Source organism: Vibrio sp. QJM3NY_15 (assembly GCF_057785995.1).
Genome location: NZ_CM173518.1, coordinates 72,334 through 93,924, shown reverse-complemented (window position 1 = coordinate 93,924; position 21,591 = coordinate 72,334). Strand labels below are relative to the sequence as shown.

The 21,591-nt window shown below is 43.9% G+C and carries 20 protein-coding genes; 10 read left to right on the top strand and 10 right to left on the bottom strand.

The genetic code is table 11. From position 1 onward, the window contains the following. The first annotated feature begins 2 nt into the window (after window positions 1–2). Window positions 3–1,034: an L-threonine 3-dehydrogenase gene (tdh, locus tag AC3CKG_RS16900; protein ID WP_004730216.1), complete on the top strand. Its 1,032-nt coding sequence runs from the start codon at window positions 3–5 to the stop codon at window positions 1,032–1,034. 110 nt (window positions 1,035–1,144) lie between these two features. Here tdh and AC3CKG_RS16895 read toward each other — a convergent pair whose 3' ends face one another. Continuing rightward, window positions 1,145–2,671 (bottom strand): SNIPE associated domain-containing protein, encoded by a 1,527-nt coding sequence (locus tag AC3CKG_RS16895; RefSeq protein ID WP_102282172.1) that lies wholly within the window; start codon window positions 2,669–2,671, stop codon window positions 1,145–1,147. A gap of 338 nt (window positions 2,672–3,009) precedes the next feature. Between AC3CKG_RS16895 and AC3CKG_RS16890 the strand changes: the two genes are divergently transcribed. After that, on the top strand, window positions 3,010–3,870 hold the full coding sequence (locus tag AC3CKG_RS16890) for a hypothetical protein (protein WP_488529607.1): 861 nt from the start codon (window positions 3,010–3,012) through the stop codon (window positions 3,868–3,870). A gap of 80 nt (window positions 3,871–3,950) precedes the next feature. Here AC3CKG_RS16890 and AC3CKG_RS16885 read toward each other — a convergent pair whose 3' ends face one another. The 3 genes from AC3CKG_RS16885 to AC3CKG_RS16875 form a co-directional block, all read right to left on the bottom strand. Beyond that, window positions 3,951–5,174, bottom strand: coding sequence for a DUF819 family protein (locus AC3CKG_RS16885; protein ID WP_017111839.1), 1,224 nt, complete (start codon window positions 5,172–5,174; stop codon window positions 3,951–3,953). A gap of 527 nt (window positions 5,175–5,701) precedes the next feature. Continuing rightward, complete coding sequence (locus AC3CKG_RS16880) at window positions 5,702–7,627, bottom strand: monovalent cation:proton antiporter-2 (CPA2) family protein (protein WP_065105423.1); 1,926 nt, start codon at window positions 7,625–7,627, stop codon at window positions 5,702–5,704. A 3-nt stretch (window positions 7,628–7,630) separates the two neighbouring features. After that, entirely contained in the window at window positions 7,631–8,245 is a 615-nt protein-coding gene (locus tag AC3CKG_RS16875) for an NAD(P)H-dependent oxidoreductase (RefSeq protein ID WP_488529606.1), read from the bottom strand. 303 nt (window positions 8,246–8,548) lie between these two features. Between AC3CKG_RS16875 and AC3CKG_RS16870 the strand changes: the two genes are divergently transcribed. Then, complete coding sequence (locus AC3CKG_RS16870; protein ID WP_488529605.1) at window positions 8,549–9,625, top strand: threonine aldolase family protein; 1,077 nt, start codon at window positions 8,549–8,551, stop codon at window positions 9,623–9,625. A 124-nt stretch (window positions 9,626–9,749) separates the two neighbouring features. Here AC3CKG_RS16870 and AC3CKG_RS16865 read toward each other — a convergent pair whose 3' ends face one another. Next, window positions 9,750–9,875 (bottom strand): hypothetical protein, encoded by a 126-nt coding sequence (locus tag AC3CKG_RS16865; RefSeq protein ID WP_017060906.1) that lies wholly within the window; start codon window positions 9,873–9,875, stop codon window positions 9,750–9,752. Window positions 9,876–10,122: 247 nt separating this feature from the next. Between AC3CKG_RS16865 and AC3CKG_RS16860 the strand changes: the two genes are divergently transcribed. Then, complete coding sequence (locus AC3CKG_RS16860; RefSeq protein ID WP_017111843.1) at window positions 10,123–10,557, top strand: YccF domain-containing protein; 435 nt, start codon at window positions 10,123–10,125, stop codon at window positions 10,555–10,557. A gap of 119 nt (window positions 10,558–10,676) precedes the next feature. Here AC3CKG_RS16860 and AC3CKG_RS16855 read toward each other — a convergent pair whose 3' ends face one another. The 3 genes from AC3CKG_RS16855 to AC3CKG_RS16845 form a co-directional block, all read right to left on the bottom strand. Then, the gene (locus AC3CKG_RS16855) at window positions 10,677–11,600 is read right to left on the bottom strand and encodes a hypothetical protein (RefSeq protein WP_017111844.1); all 924 of its coding nucleotides are present in this window, start codon (window positions 11,598–11,600) and stop codon (window positions 10,677–10,679) included. 207 nt (window positions 11,601–11,807) lie between these two features. After that, on the bottom strand, window positions 11,808–12,956 hold the full coding sequence (yiaY, locus tag AC3CKG_RS16850; RefSeq protein WP_009845589.1) for an L-threonine dehydrogenase: 1,149 nt from the start codon (window positions 12,954–12,956) through the stop codon (window positions 11,808–11,810). 239 nt (window positions 12,957–13,195) lie between these two features. After that, window positions 13,196–13,372, bottom strand: coding sequence for a hypothetical protein (locus AC3CKG_RS16845; RefSeq protein WP_170965355.1), 177 nt, complete (start codon window positions 13,370–13,372; stop codon window positions 13,196–13,198). 213 nt (window positions 13,373–13,585) lie between these two features. Here AC3CKG_RS16845 and yjjG point away from each other — a divergent pair, with 213 nt between their 5' ends. Together yjjG and yddG are read left to right on the top strand one after the other, a co-directional pair. After that, window positions 13,586–14,260, top strand: coding sequence for a pyrimidine 5'-nucleotidase (yjjG, locus tag AC3CKG_RS16840; protein ID WP_017098476.1), 675 nt, complete (start codon window positions 13,586–13,588; stop codon window positions 14,258–14,260). Between the two features lie 172 nt (window positions 14,261–14,432). Then, complete coding sequence (gene yddG, locus AC3CKG_RS16835) at window positions 14,433–15,359, top strand: aromatic amino acid DMT transporter YddG (protein ID WP_102312080.1); 927 nt, start codon at window positions 14,433–14,435, stop codon at window positions 15,357–15,359. Window positions 15,360–15,384: 25 nt separating this feature from the next. Here yddG and AC3CKG_RS16830 read toward each other — a convergent pair whose 3' ends face one another. After that, window positions 15,385–16,281 carry a cation diffusion facilitator family transporter gene (locus AC3CKG_RS16830; RefSeq protein ID WP_065105429.1) on the bottom strand — a complete coding sequence of 299 codons (897 nt, stop codon included), beginning with the start codon at window positions 16,279–16,281 and terminating at the stop codon, window positions 15,385–15,387. A 360-nt stretch (window positions 16,282–16,641) separates the two neighbouring features. Here AC3CKG_RS16830 and AC3CKG_RS16825 point away from each other — a divergent pair, with 360 nt between their 5' ends. After that, window positions 16,642–16,992: a hypothetical protein gene (locus AC3CKG_RS16825; protein WP_488529604.1), complete on the top strand. Its 351-nt coding sequence runs from the start codon at window positions 16,642–16,644 to the stop codon at window positions 16,990–16,992. A gap of 61 nt (window positions 16,993–17,053) precedes the next feature. On the opposite strand, the gene AC3CKG_RS16820 is transcribed toward AC3CKG_RS16825, so the two are convergent. Then, the gene (locus tag AC3CKG_RS16820; protein WP_009845583.1) at window positions 17,054–17,932 is read right to left on the bottom strand and encodes a LysR family transcriptional regulator; all 879 of its coding nucleotides are present in this window, start codon (window positions 17,930–17,932) and stop codon (window positions 17,054–17,056) included. 161 nt (window positions 17,933–18,093) lie between these two features. Here AC3CKG_RS16820 and AC3CKG_RS16815 point away from each other — a divergent pair, with 161 nt between their 5' ends. The 3 genes from AC3CKG_RS16815 to AC3CKG_RS16805 all read left to right on the top strand — a co-directional run bounded on the left by AC3CKG_RS16815 (window position 18,094) and on the right by AC3CKG_RS16805 (window position 21,590). Continuing rightward, window positions 18,094–18,693, top strand: a complete 600-nt coding sequence (locus AC3CKG_RS16815) for a class I SAM-dependent DNA methyltransferase (protein WP_009845582.1) — start codon at window positions 18,094–18,096, stop codon at window positions 18,691–18,693. 373 nt (window positions 18,694–19,066) lie between these two features. Next, window positions 19,067–20,632 (top strand): YjjI family glycine radical enzyme, encoded by a 1,566-nt coding sequence (locus AC3CKG_RS16810; protein ID WP_488529603.1) that lies wholly within the window; start codon window positions 19,067–19,069, stop codon window positions 20,630–20,632. A 43-nt stretch (window positions 20,633–20,675) separates the two neighbouring features. Next, window positions 20,676–21,590, top strand: a complete 915-nt coding sequence (locus AC3CKG_RS16805; protein ID WP_488529602.1) for a YjjW family glycine radical enzyme activase — start codon at window positions 20,676–20,678, stop codon at window positions 21,588–21,590. The last annotated feature ends 1 nt before the right edge of the window (window position 21,591 follow it).

Sequence of the window (21,591 nt, the reverse complement as noted above, 5' to 3'; positions counted from 1 at the left end):
TTATGAAAATTAAAGCACTTTCTAAGCTTAAGCCTGAAGAAGGCATCTGGATGACCGAGGTTGAAAAACCTGAAATGGGTCATAATGATCTTCTTATTCGTATTAAGAAAACCGCAATTTGTGGTACTGACGTACATATCTACAACTGGGATGAATGGTCACAAAACACAATTCCAGTACCTATGGTAGTAGGTCACGAATACGTAGGTGAAGTTGTTGGCATCGGCCAAGAAGTTCGTGGTTTTGAAATCGGCGACCGTGTATCTGGCGAAGGTCACATCACATGTGGTCACTGTCGTAACTGTCGTGGCGGCCGTACTCACCTTTGTCGTAACACAACAGGTGTTGGTGTTAACCGCACTGGTGCGTTCTCTGAGTTCCTTGTGATCCCTGCGTTCAACGCATTTAAGATCCCTGCAGAAATCTCTGACGATCTAGCATCAATCTTTGACCCGTTTGGTAATGCAGTACACACAGCGCTTTCTTTCGACCTAGTAGGCGAAGACGTGCTAATTACTGGTGCTGGTCCAATCGGTATCATGGCTGCTGCTGTTGCTAAGCACGTTGGTGCTCGTCACGTTGTAATCACTGACGTAAACGAATACCGCCTAGACCTTGCTCGTCAAATGGGTGTGACTCGCGCAGTAAACGTAATGGAAGAGAAGCTTGAAGATGTAATGGCTGATCTTGGCATGACTGAGGGCTTCGATGTAGGTCTAGAAATGTCTGGTAACCCATCAGCGTTCAACAGCATGCTGACTAACATGAACCACGGCGGTAAGATCTCTCTGCTAGGTATTCCACCATCAGACATGGCAGTAGACTGGAACCAAGTAATCTTTAAAGGCTTGGTTATCAAAGGTATCTACGGTCGTGAGATGTTCGAAACTTGGTACAAGATGGCTTCTTTGATTCAATCTGGCCTAGATCTAACACCAATCATTACTCACCACTACAAAGTGGACGATTTCCAGAAAGGTTTCGACATGATGCGCTCTGGTATGTCAGGTAAAGTAATTCTTGATTGGGAATAAGCTTTAACTGAGTAACAAGATATTAGAAAGGCGACAGTTATTACTGTCGCCTTTTTTGTTTTTTACGTAGCAGAAGTAGGTCATCGTTTACCCGTTCATAAATGCTACCTTTACGCTACTGCTTGCTGTTCTTTCGCAATTGCTAAACTCTCACGGAACTCAGCGGCTTCAGCCTTAAGAGTCCAATGAACTTCATGTAACCCTTGTTGCTCAACAGCTTGTTTAACCTCTGCTATTGTGGTCTTGAAGAACTCTTTTCTTGGGTTAATTTTGTTAACCGACTGCTCGTTGAACTTCTTGTGGAGCTCTTTCTCAAGAGAAGGAGCATCGTCACTATAAATCATTGCATGAACATCAAATGAGAATGGTACAGAAGCATCACCAAGTTCTTTTACTCTGTCCATTGGTTCTAAGCGACGAGTCATACCAATCTTAAACACCTCTTCACCAAAACTACCAACGTTGCTGATTACGTAAACATGCCCTCGGCGAGTTTGCTGAGCCATTGATAGCGCACGTTGACCTTTTTCTTCAGCTTCTTGTAGCTTGCTTTCTAATTCTGCAAGTTGTGCTTCAAATACAGCTCTCTGTTCTTCACTTGCTTGGCCTAATTCAGATCGCGCTTTTTCTAGAGCTTTTTGTAGCATCTTTTCTTCTTTTTCAGCTTCTTTACGCGCCTTTTCCATTTCGCGGATAGCTCGTTCTTCTTCGCGAATCTGAGCCTTAATTTCGGCTTGTTCTTCTTTTTCGATCTTTCTTAGCTCAAATGCAGCAACGGCCCATTTGAGCTCGGTTAGACGTGCGTCTAGGTATTCTTGGTTGATACGAGCGTTCCTGAATGGAGCACCGTTATGATTTACTAAGGCAAAAGCATCAATAATTTCTTGTTGGATTTTCCCAAAATTGTCGTGCTTTGTTTTAGATAGAGCACTATCGACCTTTCCGTTGAAAGCATCGACGGCAAAATGAATTGCATAAGTTTTACGGTGAGCTTCAACATAATCACAAGCCCCTGCATGACCTTCTTTGACCATTGCCTTTACTCGTTTACGGGATACTTTGAGTTCTTCACCTGCTTCTTTGTAACTGTACTCTTCTGCGAGGTCATCAAGAACAGACTGATTTGGGATGATGTAGTCATCTTTATAGCCGTCAATTGTATTGCGCATCGCACGAATCGCCTTTTCGTAGGAATCAGCTTTGGCCCTTGCTTCGTAAGCATTACCTGCTATTTCTTTGGCTTGAGCTTCTGCGAAGCTAAGCACTTTCGCAGATTCTTCGCGTGCATCGTTCTTGATAATCTCCGCTTTTTCTTTAGCTTCGTTTAACTTTTTACGTGTTTCGTTACGCAGCTCTTCAGTCTCAGACAAAACACCTTCTGCTTGGAACCTTATCGAAGTAGCTTCTTCGGTGGCTTCATCAAGCAGGCGGTTAGCGTGTAACTCCATATCAATTACAGGGGCATACTTTTTTAGTAGTGTGTCTTTTTCATTTTCTATGTTGCTAATTTTTTGATTAGCTATCGAAAGTTGTTCTTCAAACTCTTTACGCTTTTTCTTACTTCTTAAATGTAAAATCACCAATAGGATCAATGGTAAGAAAAATATAGTAAGAGTGACTATTACACTTGTTTCCATTTGTTTTACCTAGCTAAGTTTGGTTGTTATTGAGTTACGTCTTTAATGGTTTCTGAGAGTCGTTTCTTCCAATTAAACGCCCTTTGAAGAATACTCCTGTATTAGTAGTTTGACGATGTATATTATCTAAGCTCATGTAATAAAAGCAAAAATACAATAAACTCTGTGTAATATGGTTCTATTTGTGAGTTGGCGGTTGTGTAATTGTGACTGTTATTGGGAAGTCAAATTACATGAAATCTACCTCTGTCACTTAATGGCTATTTTCCCTTTCGGTAATCTCTAAAATACTCAATAAGCAGTTACACCTTATTGTTTTATTATTGAAGAGAGGGCTCATGGCTTGTAAACCACTTGCACTGATAATAACTGGAATATTATTAACGCCGAATTTTGCTAGCGCTAAGGCCGACATTTCGAAATCTGAAAGCGTTCAAGCAGCAGAACAGGCAGCAAAGGAACTTGCAAACCCAAACACAGCTTACGCTAGCCTTAATTTAAAGCTTCAGTATTCAGGTGGGTACGATGGTGGAGGGGATGCTTTCGCGACTGTATTACAGCCGACATTGCCGTTTCCAATGGATAATGGCGACAAAGTCATCTTCCGCCCGGCTATCTCTTATGTTCAGAATGATTTCAATGTGGACACGCCGACAAGTTCCCAACATATGGATCAGTCAGGCGTTACTGACATCTCATTTGATTTAGCTTATGCGCCTAAAATGGAAGGTGGGACTATTGTCGCTTTCGGTCTCTTTGCTTCTTTGCCAACGGGCAGTAGTGACTTAACGGCGGATCAATTTGCTGTCGGACCAGAGTTTATGGTCGGGAAGGCGAGTAGTGAACGAGTTGTCGGTGTGTTCCCCAACCACTTGTATGGTGTTTCTGGAGACGGGGCCGACCATTCTGATACTCGAATCAACAAGACATCGACACAAGTGTTTTGGGTGGAGATCTTAGGTGGAGGCTGGACTGTAGGCTCTACGCCGACATTCTCGTATGACTGGAATAAGGATCAGGCGGAAATTCCGTTGAATATAAGCGTAAGCAAGACAACTGTGTTGAATGGACGTCCTTGGAAGTTTGGCATTGAGGCGAACTATTATATTGAGAAAGATGAAAAGACACGTCCGGACTTTATGCTGAGCTTCAATATCAGTCCTGTGGTGGAAAATAAGCTGGCGTCTTTGTTTGATTAATCTCAGTGCGGAAGAGCAGAAATAAAAAAGGCAGAACGATCATCGTTCTGCCTTTCTGTTTTTGGGCTAGTAAGCTTCGATTAACCCGCCGCAGCCTGCATGATGAGGCCACAGATGTAAGCGCCGTATGTGCCTAGAGCGTAACCAAGTACCGCCATTAGGATACCTACCGGAGCTAATGCTGGGTGGAACGCTGCAGCTACGATAGGAGCCGATGCTGCGCCGCCAACGTTAGCTTGGCTACCGACAGCCATGAAGAACAGTGGTGCACGGATAAGCTTCGCCATCACAATCATTAGAATGGCATGGATAGTTAGCCATGTGATACCAATGAAGAAGTAGCCTGGGTTGTCTAAGATAGCCGTCACATCCATTTGCATACCGATGGTTGCAACTAGGATGTATATGAACGCTGAACCTACCTTTGATGCGCCACTGTGCTCAAGACTGCGTGTTGATTTGAAGCATGAAGCGATGAGCGCGAACGTCGTTACCATTACGATCAACCAGAAGAAACCTGATGTAAGGCTGTATTTTGCGAGTTCTGGAGCGTTGGTCGAAATCCAAGGTGCGATTAGGTCACTGAATAAGTGAGCTAGGCCGGTAAGACCGAACGCAATTCCCGTGATCTTCATTAAATCTGTTGTGGTTGTTGGGCGTGCGTTCTCTTCTTGGTATTTAGAAACCGTCTCTTTTAGCTCTTCAATAGATGAAGTATCTGCTTTCAACCATGCATCAATCTTCTTCTGACGACCTGCCATGATAAGTAACACGGCCATCCAAATGTTCGCACAGATAACATCAACCGTAATCATTGCAGAGAATAATTGGTCATCAACCTCGAACACTTCTTTCATTGCTGCTTGGTTTGCACCGCCGCCAATCCAAGAACCTGCCACAGTTGTAAGGCCACGCCATACATCACCAGATACAAGATCAGGATTAACTTGGTCGATGATTAGAATCGCTAAAGGCCCGCCAATGATAATGCCAACAGTACCAGTTAGGAACATGATGACGGCTTTAGAACCAAGGCCAAATATTTTACGAAGGTCTGCTGAGATGATCAGAAGAACGAGTGCACTCGGTAATAGGTAGCGACTTGCAACGAAGTATAGCTTTGAGTTTGACGCATCGATGATGCCGAAGCTGTTCAGCAATGAGGGAACAAAGTAACAGAGCAATAGACCCGGAACGAACGAGTAGAATTTTTTCAGTGCGCTATTTTGGCTACTTTCCGTGATAAAAACACCGCCAAGAATAACAGCTAACATGCCCATTATTACAGCATCATTAGTAATCATTATTATTATCTCCTTTAAGGTGAGCGCAACCGCCTCACTTTTTGAAGTGCAGGACTATACCGACAACTGGCATACGTTACAAATTGTAACGATAGACATACTTTGAAACGTTTGTGTTAATTTTCACGGTTTGAATTTGTGAATGTAGAGTATTAATTATTGGTTTTGTGAATGTTTTAATGGCAGCTTGTGAGGCGAGTTTAGATATATGCAATGTAATTCAAGCCTTAGAGAGTGGTCGCTATAAATCGACTCGATGTTCGAATGGTTAGATGGAGTGCATATATAGCCATGTTTATAGTGTGGTTTATGCAAGAGTGGAATGTTTCAATAATGTAAAAAATGAATTCATTTTTGCTATGTGAGTAGAAATTAAAAATTATAGGTAGATCACATAAATGTTGTGGATTACCGATTCCAGCATCCGTTCTTCGTACTGATAGGGCACTTCGCGTGGGTTAGGTGAAGAAAAAGCGGCTTATAAGCCGCTTTTTGAATAGTGTTTGACCTTGTATTTAGAGCCCTGCTTAGGATTGTTCTTCCTCAAAGCCGTCGGCATAACCTTTTGGCGGTGGTGTCCAACCTCGTTCTGAGCGCGAGTGCTTGTCTGAACGATCTTTTTTCATGTCTTCTTTCATTGCTTCTTCTAGATGAATGAAAATTTGTCGGTAGTTGTTGTCGTAACGTGGGTTCTCTTCAGCGTCAGACCAAGCTTGGTAAAGCTTTTCAGACTTACGACTTTCAACACGTTGATACGTTGATTTTTGCTGTTCGACGAAGAAAGGGTGGTGCCCTAAAGAACGTAAAGCTTCTGCGCCCATTTCGAGTGCCGAGTGGTACGTTTCTGAGACTACAGAATCTGCACCAGCTTCTCGTAGGCGGTAACTGTGACCACGGTCGAATGCTCGCGCCAAGATCTTCACATTAGGGTAGGTGTGTTTAACATACTTCACCAATTCAACGCTTGAGTCCTGGTTATCGATAGCGACGACAAGCATTGCGGCTTCTTCGATTCCTGCGGTATGCAATAAGTCATGACGAGTTGCATCACCAAAGTAAGATTTGATATTGATGGAGCGTAACAAATCGACTTGGTTAGCTTGGTGATCCAGAACCACAGTATTGACATCATTCGACACCAATAAACGGTTAACGATTTGACCGAATCGGCCAATACCAGCAATGATCACCGTACCTTTCTCTTCGATAGTATCGGCTTCTCGGTCGTTAGACTTTTGTTCGTAACGAGGAAGTATCACTTTATCAAATAGAATGAATAAGCCTGGTGTTAGGAACATTGAAAGGGCAACAACCAGCGACAGAGTTTGAACTATATCAGCAGGCAATACGTGGTTTTGAGCCGAGAAGCTAAGTAGTACAAAACCGAATTCACCGGCTTGCGCCAAGCTCAACGTAAACAACCATCGGTCGCTATTTTTAATTTTGAAGATTAACGCCAATGTAAACAACACCAAGGCTTTAAGTAGCATAACGCCAAGAGTGAGGCCAATGATCAAACCAAAGTCGTTGAATAGAACATCAAAGTTGATGCCCGCACCTACGGTGATGAAGAACAAGCCAAGTAGCAGCCCTTTAAACGGGTCGATATTAGACTCAAGCTCGTGGCGGAATTCACTGTTCGCTAAAACCACACCCGCAAGGAAGGTACCTAAAGCGGGCGATAGGCCAACAAGGCTCATCAGTGCCGCAATACCAATCACCAACATCAGTGCGGTTGCAGTAAAGATTTCACGTAGGCCTGAGCTCGCAACAAAGCGGAACAGTGGACGACTCAAGAAGTGTCCGCCGACCACAACAATCGCAATAGATGCTGTGATCACAAGGCCATAAGCCCAGCCGGGTAGGCCAGCAACAAGACTCAACTCTTCATGGTGATCAGAAGCCGAAGCGACCGCGCTTTGTGCAGCTTCGATTAATTCTGGCAACGCTAATAGAGGGATAAATGCTAGCATCGGAATGACGGCGATATCTTGGAACAGTAAGACCGAGAAAGCATTCTTGCCGCCTTCTGTCTTGGAGAGTCCTTTCTCATTAAAGGTTTGGAGAACAATCGCGGTAGATGACAGTGCGAAGATCAAACCGATAGTCAGCGCGATCGTCCAAGGTTGTCCAAAGAACAGAGCAATCCCCATTACAATCGCGGTAGTGCCACCAACTTGCAAGCCACCCAGTCCCATAAGACGGTTTCTCATTGCCCAAAGCATCTTAGGCTCAAGCTCAAGTCCGACCAAGAACAGCATCATTACTACACCGAATTCGGCAAAGTGTTGAATGGTCGTGGTCTCTTCGCCAACTAATCCAATAATTGGACCAATCACAACGCCGGCAATCAGGTAACCAAGCACAGAACCTAGGCCAAGCCTCTTAGCGATAGGGACGGCGATGACTGCTGCTAGCAAATAGATAAATGCTTGTAGAAAATATCCTGTCATGATCTAACCTCTGCTCATCATTTCATCGACGTAATGGTTTAGCTTTTCAACCTTGCTTGCCTTTTTGAGGTCGACTTCGCCTGCAACAAAAGCCTTTAAAAGCGATTTATAGCTATTTACGTGATCTTGAATTCGGCCTTCTTCTAACGCAGTACGTGAACCAAACAAAGCCAATGGAGCCAAGTAGTTCATGCCGCACAAAGACGCCGTTTGTTCAATTGGGTGAAGCAGTTCACGGATGGTGAAGTGGTTATAACCGTCAGTCTGATAAGCCTCTTTTTTGCCGCCAGCGGTGATACTGCATAACAAGCTTTTACCTTGCAGTTCATTGCCATCGGTGCCGTAAGCAAATCCGTATTCTAGGACGAGGTCTTGCCATTCTTTAAGAATCGCGGGTGTTGAGTACCAATATAGTGGGAACTGAAAAATGATGATGTCATGGTCCAACAGGCGTTTCTGTTCGCGATCGATATTGATCTTGAAGGTTGGGTATTCAGCATAAAGGTCGACACAGGTGACGCCTTCAATACGTTTGGCTTGCTCAAATAAGGGTTTGTTAGCTTCAGAGCGATGCTGAGAAGGGTGGGCGAATAGCACCAAGACTCGATTTTTCGACATATAGCCCTCTTTGTCCATTAACGAATAATATTTATTGGAATTATAGATATACAATAATAGAAGAATGGTTGAACAACAACGAATTAGCCCATACTTATCTAGTTAGATGCGCGTGTTTTTAGGGATTTAATTATATAAAACACCCGTCCATTTGAGTATTTCCGGCACACGCAGCCGATGACTGAGTAAAACTAATTATTCGCTAATAATAAAAGCGAATAGGTGCACTTTATGTCACCGTTGAAGGCTAACGTAAATAATTCAATCACCCTACATCGAACGACAATGAATAAAGGAAAAGGTATGAGCACGAACTTGCGTCAACAATGTAATTTGCTGCTTTCTGGTCACTTCGATCCAACACCAGCCCAAACCTTCGCGCAAATGGCTGAATGGTGCGAAACACATGATGTGACGCACGACACCTATGGTGATGGCGAGTTTATCGAGAGCTTTGAAAACAAGGTCGCAGATCTGCTTGGTTATGAAGCCGCTGTGTTTGTGATTACTGGCACCATGAACCAACCGACAGCGTTAGAGATTGCTTGCCAAGAAAAAAGAAACCCTTTGGTGGCGATGCACGAATCCAGCCATATTATGCGCCATGAACGCCAAGGGTATCAGCTCCAGAACCGTTTCAATGTACTTCCGGTTGGTAATGTATTTCGCACTTGGAATGTCGACGACTTAAAGTCTTGGCCTGATGAGATTGCCGCGGCATTGTATGAACTACCGATGCGAGAGATTGGTGGTCAGCTGCCTGAGTGGGAAGAGCTTGAAGCGATAAAGCAGTACTGCAAAGAACAATCGATTCATCTGCATATGGATGGTGCTCGTTTGTGGGAGTGCGGCGCATATTATCAAAAGCCATATAGCGAGATTGCTAAGGGGTTCGATACGGCTTATGTTTCGCTCTACAAAGGGTTAAACGGTCTTGGTGGGTCACTCCTATTAGGTGATAAGGCTTTCGTAGCAAAAGCGTCGGCATGGATGAAGCGTCAGGGCGGAAATGTTTATCATCGCACGCCTTACGTGGTTTCGGCAGCAATGCAGTTTGATCAACGGATTGAGTTGATGCCAGCATTGTATGAACGTACTAAGCAAATCTATCAAATCTTACAAGATTACCCGCAGTTCAAAGTGAACCCGCAGGAACCCCAAGTAAACATGCTTCACCTCTATTTACCGGTGGGTTTTGAGGATGGCATTATCCTGCGCGACAATATAGCTAAGAAGCACAAGATTTGGATAGGAAACCCAGCTATCAGCGAACTGCCAACCCAATGTAAGATTGAATGGTATGTGGGTGATAACTTACTAAACTTGCCAGATCATGAGCTGATCGACATTCTAGACTTTATTAGCGAAGAGCTGATCTAATTAACGAAGAGTTGATTTGATCGCAGAAGAGTTGAACTGATTACAGCAGAAGTGATTTAACTGAGATGAATACAGGACATGTTTCCTGTATTCATTTTAACGCCGATAGGATGGCGGGGGCTGGTTACATGTATTGGTTGATGTACACGTCGACTAAAAACATGAATACAGGCACTGTGCTGAGAAGTCCGAAGAAGACGATTGGCACCCAGTTTTTCATTTTCTTTTTAGGTTGCTCAGTGTTGTTCATAAGTTCGGCCTTAAATTAGTTGTTGTAGCTGTTTAGCTTTGTGATACTAAAAATCTACGAACATGGTATCAAATAAAATCGATGATCCCTATGCAGATTTGGCGTTTCGTGGTGTGTATCAATCACAGAAAATGTAGGCGATTCATAAGCGGTTCATAAAGACTCAATAATAATGAACCTATTAGAACAAGTATTGCCTTACTCGGCATATGAAATTAACAGCATTCAAAGATTTGGAGAAGACAACATGAGAACAATAGGAAACATCATTTGGTTTCTGTTTGGTGGCGTATTTATGGGACTGGCATGGTGGTTCTTCGGACTGCTCGCATTCCTCACCATCGTTGGTATTCCATGGGGTAGAGCGTGTTTTGTAATGGGTAACTTCTCATTCTTCCCATTTGGTCAAGAAGCGATTTCACGTGATGAATTGACCAATGAAACTGACATCGGTACCAGCCCGCTTGGTCTGATTGGTAACATCATTTGGTTCTTATTTGCTGGAATCTGGTTGGCGATTGGTCACATCATGTCAGCAGTAGCGTGTTTCATTACTATCATCGGTATTCCGTTTGCGATTCAGCACCTTAAGCTCGCGGTTATCTCATTGGCGCCAATCGGTAAAACGGTCGTCGACAAGCGTGAAGCAGAAGCGGCACGAGTAAGAAACTACAAGGGTTAAGACTGCAACTTAAGCCTTATATAGAACTGAAAAAGCACATCACTTGATGTGCTTTTTTGTGTCCATTTTTTTATCTCACGATGCCCGTATCTCACAAACACTCACTAGATACTGTTCTACTAGACATTGTTGAACAAGACTTCAAGCCTAAGGGTGATGTTGGCTTCTTCGGTGTGTTTTTCATAAGGTTCTCGTTCCCATTGATAACGCGGAATCAATTCGTAGAACAGCCACTCTTTCCAAACGTTTTCTCGGTAGGTTATCGACACTTGTGAATATTCGTAGTGGTTATACGGCTCGCTGGTTGCTGTGATAGTGGCGCTGTATTGCAGAGCTTGGTCTTGAGAAAGATAGTGATACAAAGTCAGTCCCGTTCCGTACTCCCAGCCTTTAAGGTCGTCGTTATAACCTGCAAAGTTCGACCATCGTGCTAAGAAGTCATCACTCAAAGAAAGATCAAAATCGATATCGGTGATCTCGCCAGTTTCTTGCTTTTCTTGATACACACGTTGGGTCAGCCTGAATACGGCATCGGTGGTGAGAGGGTAGGTAAAGCGGTAGCGAGCTTCAATCCGCGGGCGCAGTGTCGCTTTAATATTGAAGCTACTGTAACCCTTCGCATAAGCATCGTAACGTAGGCCGAGTGCGCTCTCTAATTCCTCTGAATCTTGCGGAAAGAAATCCAAGAACTCTTCATCGCCAACCGATTCATAGATTAACTTCAAGCGCTTACTGACAAAGGGTAGGTGTAAGCGCGCGTTGAGCTTGGTTGAGTAATCTACATCGCCACCTTCTGAATAGATAAAGTCGTTGTACCAACGCACAGACGTGCCCGCTCGAGCATCTTCGGTAATGCGGTCATCGACAAAGAAACTGTCAAACCATAATGCGGGTTGGCAAAATTTACTGTTTAGGTAGTGGTAGGCTTTCTCGACAGGGGCGTCTTCTAGCGGCTGACTGTGGCACTCATTTTGTTCCTCTGCTTGAGCGGAGTGGGCAACGAGTGAAGCTAATAATGAGGTGCTAACTATCCAACGACTCAATGGAACCTGTTTGTCATTCTATATATCAATAGTTTGACTATAACCAAGCGATCGCAACAATGCGACTTTTTCGTGGTGAGTAGCGAGTGTGTAGTCGTTCTTGGCTTGTGTAAAGATAAAGAATTGAAAGGGGCAGGCAGATAAAAGAAAACGGGCTCAGAAGGTGAGCCCGTTTGTGTTAGCTATAAGAAGTGACTTGTATCTAGATTACATTGCCGCTTCGAAGATCGCTGAGATTTCTTCGTGAGTCGCTTGTTTAGGGTTAGTGAAACCACAAGCGTCTTTTAGTGCGTTGTCAGACAGAGTCGGGATGTCTTCCAATTTAGCACCCAGTTGCGCAATACCTGTTGGGATGTTCACGTCATTTGCTAGTTGAACAATCGCATTGATAGCGGCTTCTGCGCCTTGCTCTGCTGTCATACCTTCAACATTCACACCCATCGCTTTTGCAACATCACGTAGACGCTCTGGACAAACTTGCGCGTTGTAGCGTTGAACGTGTGGTAGCAAGATAGCGTTACATACACCGTGTGGAAGGTCGTAGAAACCACCCAGTTGGTGCGCCATTGCATGAACATAACCAAGAGAAGCATTGTTGAATGCCATGCCAGCCATGAACTGTGCGTAAGCCATTTGCTCACGAGCTTCAATGTCTTCACCGTGCGCTACGGCTGTTCTTAGGTGTGCTTGCACAAGTTCAATCGCTTTAATCGCTACAGCGTCTGTGATTGGCGTTGCTGCGATAGAAACGTAAGCTTCGATTGCGTGTGTCAACGCATCCATGCCTGTTGCTGCCGTTAGTGATGCAGGTTTAGCAAGCATCAACTCAGGATCGTTTACAGAGATAAGTGGTGTTGTGTGCTTATCAACGATAGCCATTTTAATGTGACGAGCTTCGTCAGTAATGATGCAGAAACGCGTCATTTCAGAAGCTGTACCAGCCGTGGTGTTGATAGCAATCAATGGCATCATTGGCTTTTCAGATTGGTCTACGCCCTCGTAATCTGCAATTTTGCCGCCGTTAGAGGCAACCAGAGCGATGCCTTTTGCACAGTCATGTGGCGAACCGCCACCCAGTGAAACAACGAAATCACAATCGTTGTCAGTCAGTAACTCAAGACCATCGTTCACGTTGGTGATGGTTGGGTTTGGTTGAGTACCGTCGAATACAACTGCGTCTACGCCACGTTGGCTAAGTAGGTCTTGTACCTGTTTAACCACGCCAATTTGGTTAAGGATCTTATCCGTTACGATCAGACCTTTTTTGAAGCCTTGAGACTGAATGCTATCAGCAGCATCTTTCAAACAGCCAGTACCCATGAAGTTGATTGTAGGGATGTAAAATGCAGTAGACATTGGAAAACTCCGTTAATTATGATTTTTTAATTTCCTACATGTTGTCGGCAATCAACTGGTCGACCATTGATCTGGAACAACTTTGATTCCGAACTACCACTTTGTGATTATGCGTTGTGATAGGGCTCATATAGCAATCGTTTTTATGGTTTTCTTATGTGTTTATTGTCAGTAATGGAAAGAGAACGATTGATTGATTTAAGACCGGAATGGCGTTCCATTACCATGAAAAGTAAAGGCTATTCACTCAACGTCGGTTCAAGTTCAGTTTGTGTCGATGGTTTGCGTGAGTCATCGTTAGCTTCAATTTGTGGTTGTTGAGACTCTTCGGTATCTAAGGCGTCTTCTGGTTCTTCATCATAATACTTAACAAGGAATGGGGTGAGCATGACGGATGACGGTAAGAAGTGCTTCATGGTACCTCCCGGTACTTAAGTGTATTTCTTGTATGGTATTGGTTTAATATGTGGCAAAATTTGCGATACATCATGACTTGTTGCTTGTTTTCTATAAATTCTTAGAACTATATTCAGGCTCACAAAAATGATAGTAGAATGCACATCTGGCCTTTGAGGCAATGAGAAAATAAATACAAGCACTGCTCAACCGCGCGAATAATAGGAAATAAAATGAAGTACGATTGGATATTCTTTGATGCAGATGAAACCTTGTTCCACTTTGATGCTTTTCAAGGAATGAAGCTGATGTTCTCCCGTTTTGGCGTGGACTTTAGCGAACAGGATTATTCAGTTTATCAAGAGGTTAATTTGCCGTTATGGGTCGATTACCAAGATGGCCGTATTACAGCGGCACAACTGAAGCACGCGCGTTTTGAAAGCTGGGCAACAAAGTTAGAGACAACAACGGCTGCACTAAACAGTGCATTTTTAGCCGCAATGGCAGACATCTGTTCTCTGCTTCCTGGTGCAAAAGAGTTGATGGAGTCGTTAAAAGGCAAAGTGAACATGGGCATCATCACCAATGGTTTCACAGAGCTGCAGTCAATCCGTTTGGAACGAACAGGAATGACAGACTACTTTGACCATGTGATCATTTCTGAGGAAGTCGGTGTCGCTAAACCAGACGCGGAAATTTTTGAACATGCACACAAGCTAATTGGATTGCCATCAAAGCAAAGAGTATTGATGGTCGGGGACAACCCACACTCTGATATTTTAGGTGGCTTGGATTTTGGTATTGAGACCTGTTGGTTGAACAGCCAAGAGAAAGCGACGCCAGCAGGAATTAACCCTCATTATCAGGTTAAGTCTCTGGCTGACCTGCAAGCACTTTTGTTGGCATAACTGCTAACTGCTAACTGCTTTTAGATTTTTGAGTAAATGATTGATAGCCGAGTACAGTTATGTGCTCGGCTACTTATTTTTACTTACTGCAACTTATCGATAGTGGTGTTTAAGCCTACCTTTGCTTAAGCTCGCTTTGATTACCTAATTACAATAAAGAGAAGGAAGAGGCGTGCTCAAATCTCATCGCCATAGCTGCTACGGCATTGCTGCCATTTTACTGTGGAGCTGCTTAATTGCATTGTCTCGTAGTGTGTCAGAACAACTGGGCCCAATTGGTGGTGCAGCCAGTCTTTATACAGTGAGCTCACTGTTGTTAGTCTGTGTTATGGGGTTACCTAAGCTGTCGCGCTTCTCTAAATCGTATTTGATGATCGGTGGTGCCTTATTCGTTTGCTACGAAATCTTCTTGGCTCTGGCTTTAGGAATGGCAAATAGCCGACATCAAGCCTTAGAAATGGCAGTTATCAACTATCTATGGCCTGCACTAACGGTGTTGTTTGCGGTGCTGTTGAGTGATAAAAAGATCAACTGGTTGGTTTATCCAAGTATCGTCTTAGCGTTTTTTGGCGTGGCTTGGAGTATCAGCGGCGATCAGGGGCTTTCTGTCGAGCAAATCGCGGCTAATATTGCGACCAACCCTAAAACCTATTCAATGGCATTCTTCGGCGCGATTATTTGGGCGGTATATTGCAATTACACCCAACGCGTTGCTAAAGGACAGAATGCGATTGTGCTTTTCTTTATCGCTACTGCGGTCACTCTGTGGATTAAATACGCATTGAGTGATGAAACCGGTATGGTGATGACTTCAAGTGCTGCGATTGACTTAATGCTTGCTGGGGCTTGTATGGGCGCTGGTTACGCGCTTTGGAACACGGCGATTCTTGGGGGGAATATGGTGTTTCTTGCAACCATGTCTTACTTTACGCCAATCTTCGCGACCTTACTGTCTTCTATGATTCTAGGTTTGTCATTGAGCATGAGTTTTTGGCAGGGCGTTTGTATGGTGACGATCGGTTCATTGGCTTGCTGGTGGGTAACCAGAGACAAAAAGCCGACGGTTAAGGCGTCGGCTTCTGAAGAGGTTCAGTCTTGAGTGTTGAACTTAAGAGAGAATGCTCTTAGCTCGCGATATTGAGGTTCAATTGAAGCTCATAAGGCATCTTAGATAGGCGTCGCTTAAGTTGGCGGCGCGTGCGTTCAATGTCATCGACCGCAATCGCTTGTTGGTCGTTGGTATGAATGTCAACATTGATTCTTAGCTCCGGGCCAACCTTAGTCACACCCATTAGCTCCAAATCTTGATCCGCATCTTTGTCCACAGCGACAACATTCTTATCTACCGCGTCACAAATATCTTTGGTTGCCGACATCATTAGCAGCTCACGCATTGCTTCACGTAGCATGTCGAACGGCACTTTGATGAAGTAGAAAGACATCAGTAACATCATCATTGGGTCGGCATATACCGCGTATTCAGCAAACGGAGAGTAAGCCACCAACCAAGCAACAACGAAACCTGCCGTAACTGCCACACTCAAAAGCGTATCCATTTGCCACTGTTTTGACTCAGCTTGAATCAAACCTGAAGAAATACGTTTGCTCTTGTTAGCGATGTACCACCAAGCGTAACCACAACCCAATACGTTGAAAATACCAAACAGAGTTGCGATAGAAGCATCGACTTCACGACCCCCTGTCATCAAAGCACCAATCGCAGAGTAAAGCGAATAACCGACCACAAGCAGAATCACAATCGCTTTAATCGCGATTACGATTGGCTCAATGATGGCTCGACCGAACGGGAACTCCCTGTCTGATGGGCGATTAATGTATTTCGAAGCAGCTAGTGACAATAAAGTTAACAGTAAACTGATAAGAGAATAGACACCGTCAAATACTATGACTAGAGAGCCAACGAGAAGACCCAACACCAATCCGCCAATAGCGAAGCCTGATGCTAAAAGGGCTGAGAACAATAGTACTCGGTTTTCGTTTTGGCTTTTCCTGTCACACATAATATTTTCCAGATGTTTTTGATAACTTCATTGTTCTAATATTGAGCTATCTTTACAAACTTTATCTGATGACGTTTATATGTCGGTAACTCGTTTTATATTCAAGTTCTTACTATTCAACGACTTATAGGTAAATTTTGGTGTCAGTAAAATTGACGATGACTGTTTTTCAGGAAATGTGAAACTGGCGTTAAATGGTTTATGATTAATAAAACACATAGGTTGTGAAGGTCTCATAGCTAGCTGTGTAAAGGATCAGGCTGTTAGGGTTACAGAAATCGCGCTGAAATCTTATAGCTTAAACTTGGGTTTGAACCTTGGGCGTAGAGCTGAGTTGAACTTGAAAAGGAATGGATGAAGATGAAATTTGATGATCTCAACGATAGCGAGTTGTGGGCGATTGCTAACCCGATCATGGACAATTTGATGGACGGTTCAACCAAGGTTGACCATGCTCAACACTGCCGAGACTTTACTCAGCGCATGAAGGATATTGTGACGCCTGAGTATCTAGCGAAGGTGTGTCATCATTATCAGCACAGCAACGGATTTTTTGCTGAACGTAAGCCTGTGGCGTTATTCAGACGCTCCGATTCCATCGCCTTTGTTTGGAAGCAAGCGTACACCATTGCGAAAGGCGAGTTTGTGGCAGAAATGGTGCTGGTTGAAGAAGACGGACGTTATTTAGTGGATCACGTGATGGTCTTCTAAAGAGAGGGCTTTCTATTTGTTAGATGATTTTAAGTGTCGAGATAGAACATTGTCTGACACTTTAGAAATCAAACAAGTAATCGCTGATCTGATCCGCTAACCAATTCATACCAGGGTGTTCCGCCATACCTGCCGCAGTAAACATACAGTAGTCTTCTTGAGTCAGGCCATAAGTGTGCTTGATCACCGCCAGTTCTTGTTCACGCAATAAATGGCGTATCAATGGCTCAGGCATTACGCCCCATGCATCTTCTCGTAGAATCGTATCCAACATAAAATCGAAGCTAGAAAAACCAATGTATCGGCGAGAGAAGGGCTCAAGCTCAGGGTTATCTTTTTCATTAAGATAAACCATGGTCGCTTGCATCGAATTTCTAAGTACTTCATCCGACACTCTTCGCATCGCACTTAAATCATGCCCTTTCTTACATACCGACATCATTCGGATCTTGCCGAGTGGGTTGTAGATAATTCTTGGGTCGTCGACACGCTCGTAATCGACACCAAACGCAAAATCAACTTGCTGAGTTTCGACAAGATTAGCCAAGTCGCCACTAGACGCGAGAACGAAGTTGAAAGAAGTGGAAGGGTATTTGTTGTTTAGGGCGTGCGATAAACTTTGCCACATTTCATCGGGTAGGGAATCGTCGCGAGCGATCCAAATCTCGGCGTTGAATTCACCCGAAACATGTAAGCAGGTTTGCTTAATGCGTGCTGCCGTTACCAACATGCCTTCACAGTCTTTATAGATGGCCTTACCTGCCTCAGACAGCTCGACATGGTTACCGCTTCGAACAAACAGTTCGACATCTAACTCTTTTTCCAAGGCTTTGATCGACATGCTCAGTTTGGTTCGGTTACATTCAAGCTGTCGAGCAGCTTCAGAGACGGATCCTAGATCAGCAACAGAACAAAAGGCTTGGACTTGAGAAAGGTTCATTTCATTTCCATATTGAGCGGGTGGCGGTGCATATTATCTGAATATTGTGCTGACTATCTTAGAAATAGTCCATCTTTGCATGATAACTCTATGACGAATTGACTAATTTGGTTTATTCTGGGGGCGTTCCGAACCTACAAGAAGTAAAGATGGAGGCCATGATGGCGAAACAATGGGACGAGTACGCACCTGATTGGGATAACGATCCCGCTACTGCTGTATTCGCACAGTCCGCATTTGACCAGTTAACACAGCTCGTTGATTTGAACGGAACCCGTGTCCTTGATTTTGGTTGTGGTACAGGATTACTCAGCCAGAAAATATCTCCTTTTGCAAAAGAGATCATCGCTCTCGATATCTCAGAAGGGATGATTGAAGAGTTAGATAAAAAAGAGCTGTCTAATGTAGAGCCTGTCGTTGATATCTTATCGCGCGGACTTGCAGCCCAACACCCAGCATTCAGAAACCAGTTTGACTTAGTGGTAGCCTCTTCGGTATGTGGCTTTATTCCGAACCTACAAGATACGGTCAGCCTTATTTATACTCTGTTAGAAAACGATGGGGTTTTTGTACACTGGGATTGGTACTTAGAAAACGACAGCGAAGATTTTGGGGTCAGCGAACAGCGCTCCCAGAATGTATTGAGCGCAGCAGGTTTTTCGATTGTTGAAGTCTCAACACCGTTTTCAATCGACACCCCACAAGGTACTTTGAAGGTTCTGATGGGTGTAGGCCGTAAACAAGTGGTTCCTCATCTATAGTTCACTTGTCTGTAGTTGACGCTATAGATAGCTGATCAGATAACCGCACTCACGCTTAATTGATTAAACCCACATCAACGATCTTTGGATCCGTTATGTGGGTTTTCTATTTTTACGCGCTTGCGTTTTAAACTAAACGGTTAAATCAAGGGGCCTAATCTCTTCTGCTTACTCTTTCCCTTCCCCAACGACAATCATCGATAAACAACCATCGTTAATTTTCAAATGGCCAATTTACAAACTGTCTATTCACAAATTACTAAGTTACAAATGGTATTTTCCATTTTGGAAATGTAGCCTTGCATACATTTCATTAGTGGAAATGTAAGTGTGAGATATAAAATAAGCCCATAAGAATATTAAGGGTTTAATCATGAGCCAACAATCTGCGTCATCTACTTCTTCATCACTTTCAGATCAACAACAACGCTTTAGCAATATCATTTCAGATGCCAACCTGTCCCCAAAACAGAAGTCGAGCTATCTTGCCTTAGAAGCTGAAGCCAGCCTGCCGTATATGTCGGTAAGCAATGAAGTAGAGCAAGCCTTACAACAAGGTGTGCTGTGTGACATGTTTGAAGGTCACGCCCCATTTAAGCCGCGCTATGTGCTTCCTGATTATTCTAAATACTTACATCAAGGCTCCAAGTATTTAGAGCTTAGCGCGGCAACTAATTTCGACGAAGCATTGAACATGCTCACGATCCTTTATCATCACGTTCCGTCAGTGACTTCAATTCCGGTTTATTTAGGCCAGTTGGACGATGTGTTGATGCCTTTTGTTGGCGGTTTGACGGATGAGCAGGTATACCAAAAGCTGAAGCTGTTCTGGATCATGCTGGATCGCACGCTGCCAGATGCCTTCATGCACGTCAATATTGGCCCTAGCGACAACATTGTATGTCGTACTATTTTACGTGTGGATGCTGAATTGAAGCAGATCGCACCTAACTTAACTTTTATGTATGACCCTGCAATCACGTCTGATGATTTGCTTCGTCATGCAGCGAGCAATATCTGTGAATGCAGCAAGCCGCACATTGCCAATTATCCTGCACACGCCGCTGCCTACGGAGACAAGCGTTTTGGCATTGTGAGTTGCTACAACTCTTTGCCTCTGGCAGGTGGTTCAAACACGCTAGTACGTATGAACCTCAAGCAAGTGGCTCTGAAATCTGAGGACAGCCTAGACTTCTTACAGCAAGTACTACCTAACTACAGCAGCATCATGATCGAATTGATGAATGCACGTAGTCGCTTCTTACATGAAGAGTCTAACTTCTTCGAAGGCTTCTTAACCAAAGAAGGCTTAATTGAAGAAGATCGCTTTGCGCCAATGTTTGGTATTTATGGCATGGCTGAGGCGGTTAACATCTTAATGGAAAAAGAAGGCAAAGCAGGGCGCTATGGTCACGATGAACAAGCAAATCAGTTAGGCCATCGTATTTCTGAAAAGCTGGCTGAGATTGTTGAAAACTCGGAAGTGAAATATGGGCTGGAAGGTAAGGCTCTGTTACACGCTCAAGGTGGTATCAGTCTAGATGAAAATGTGACACCCGGTGTTCGTATCCCTTATGGGACAGAACCTGATCCAGTCTCTTACGTTCGTGCGACAGCGGGTCACCACAAGTTCTACACGTCGGGCATCAGCGATATTCTGACCATCGACGAAACGGTGAAGTCCAATCCAGAAGCGATGTTCAACCTGTGTAAAGGGGCGATTCAAGCGGGTTACCGTGAGTTCACCGCTAACGTAGCATCGAACGATTTGGTTCGTGTTACTGGTTACATGATTAAGCTGTCTGATATTGCTAAATACGACGAGCAAGGTTCACGTACCAATACCACTTTCCTAGGCGCTGAGGCTGCAAAAAATACGGGCATTCTAGAGCGTAAGCCTCGTGTGGCAAGCTTAGAGATGTCGCCGACATACGAATAGCTTTAACGTGTGTTGTGTATTTCGAATACGAACAATGTGAATTATGAAAATTTCTGATCTAACAACTCAAATGGCTAGGGTTAAAAATAATAAGACAGAAAAACAAGCGAAGGTCAGCCGTGTGCTGACCTTTTCTTGTGTTGATGGACCAGGAAATCGCTTGGTGCTGTTCCTACAGGGGTGTAATTTCGATTGCATCACTTGTCATAATCCACACACCATCAACCACTGCAACCATTGTGGAGATTGCGTGAGTGGCTGCCCGAGCAGTGCTCTGAGTCTTATTGAAGGCAAAGTGAAGTGGGATCCAGTAGTGTGTACCAACTGCGATCAGTGCATCGATATCTGTGATCATAAGTCGAGCCCTAAAATCACCACGATGACGGTATCAGATGTGCTTGAACTGGTTAGGCACAACCAATTCTTCTTGAGTGGTATTACCATTTCGGGTGGCGAGGCGACCATGCAATTGCCGTTTATCATCGAGCTATTTCAAGCGATCAAAAGCGATCCGCAATTGGCACACTTAACGTGTTTTATTGATAGTAATGGCTCGTTGACACAGCAAGGTTGGGATAAGGTATTACCTTACCTTGATGGTGCGATGATCGATCTAAAATCATGGCAATCTGAAACGCACCAATGGCTGGTGGGCAGAGGAAACCATCGAGTGTTTGATACCATTAACTACTTAGCTGATAAAGGCAAATTACATGAAGTTCGGTTACTGCATATTCCTAATAAAAGTGACCTAGATATCGAGGTAGAGCAGGTAGGTTATTATTTAAAGGGTTTACCGAGTTATGTTCGAATTCGGTTAAATGCGTTTCAACATCATGGGGTAATTGGCGAAGCTTTAGAATGGCCTAAATGCACCGAACAACAAATGCAGAGCTTTCACGATAAGCTCTACTCAATTGTTCAAAGGCCAATGCAAACGCCCGAGGTTTATACCTAAT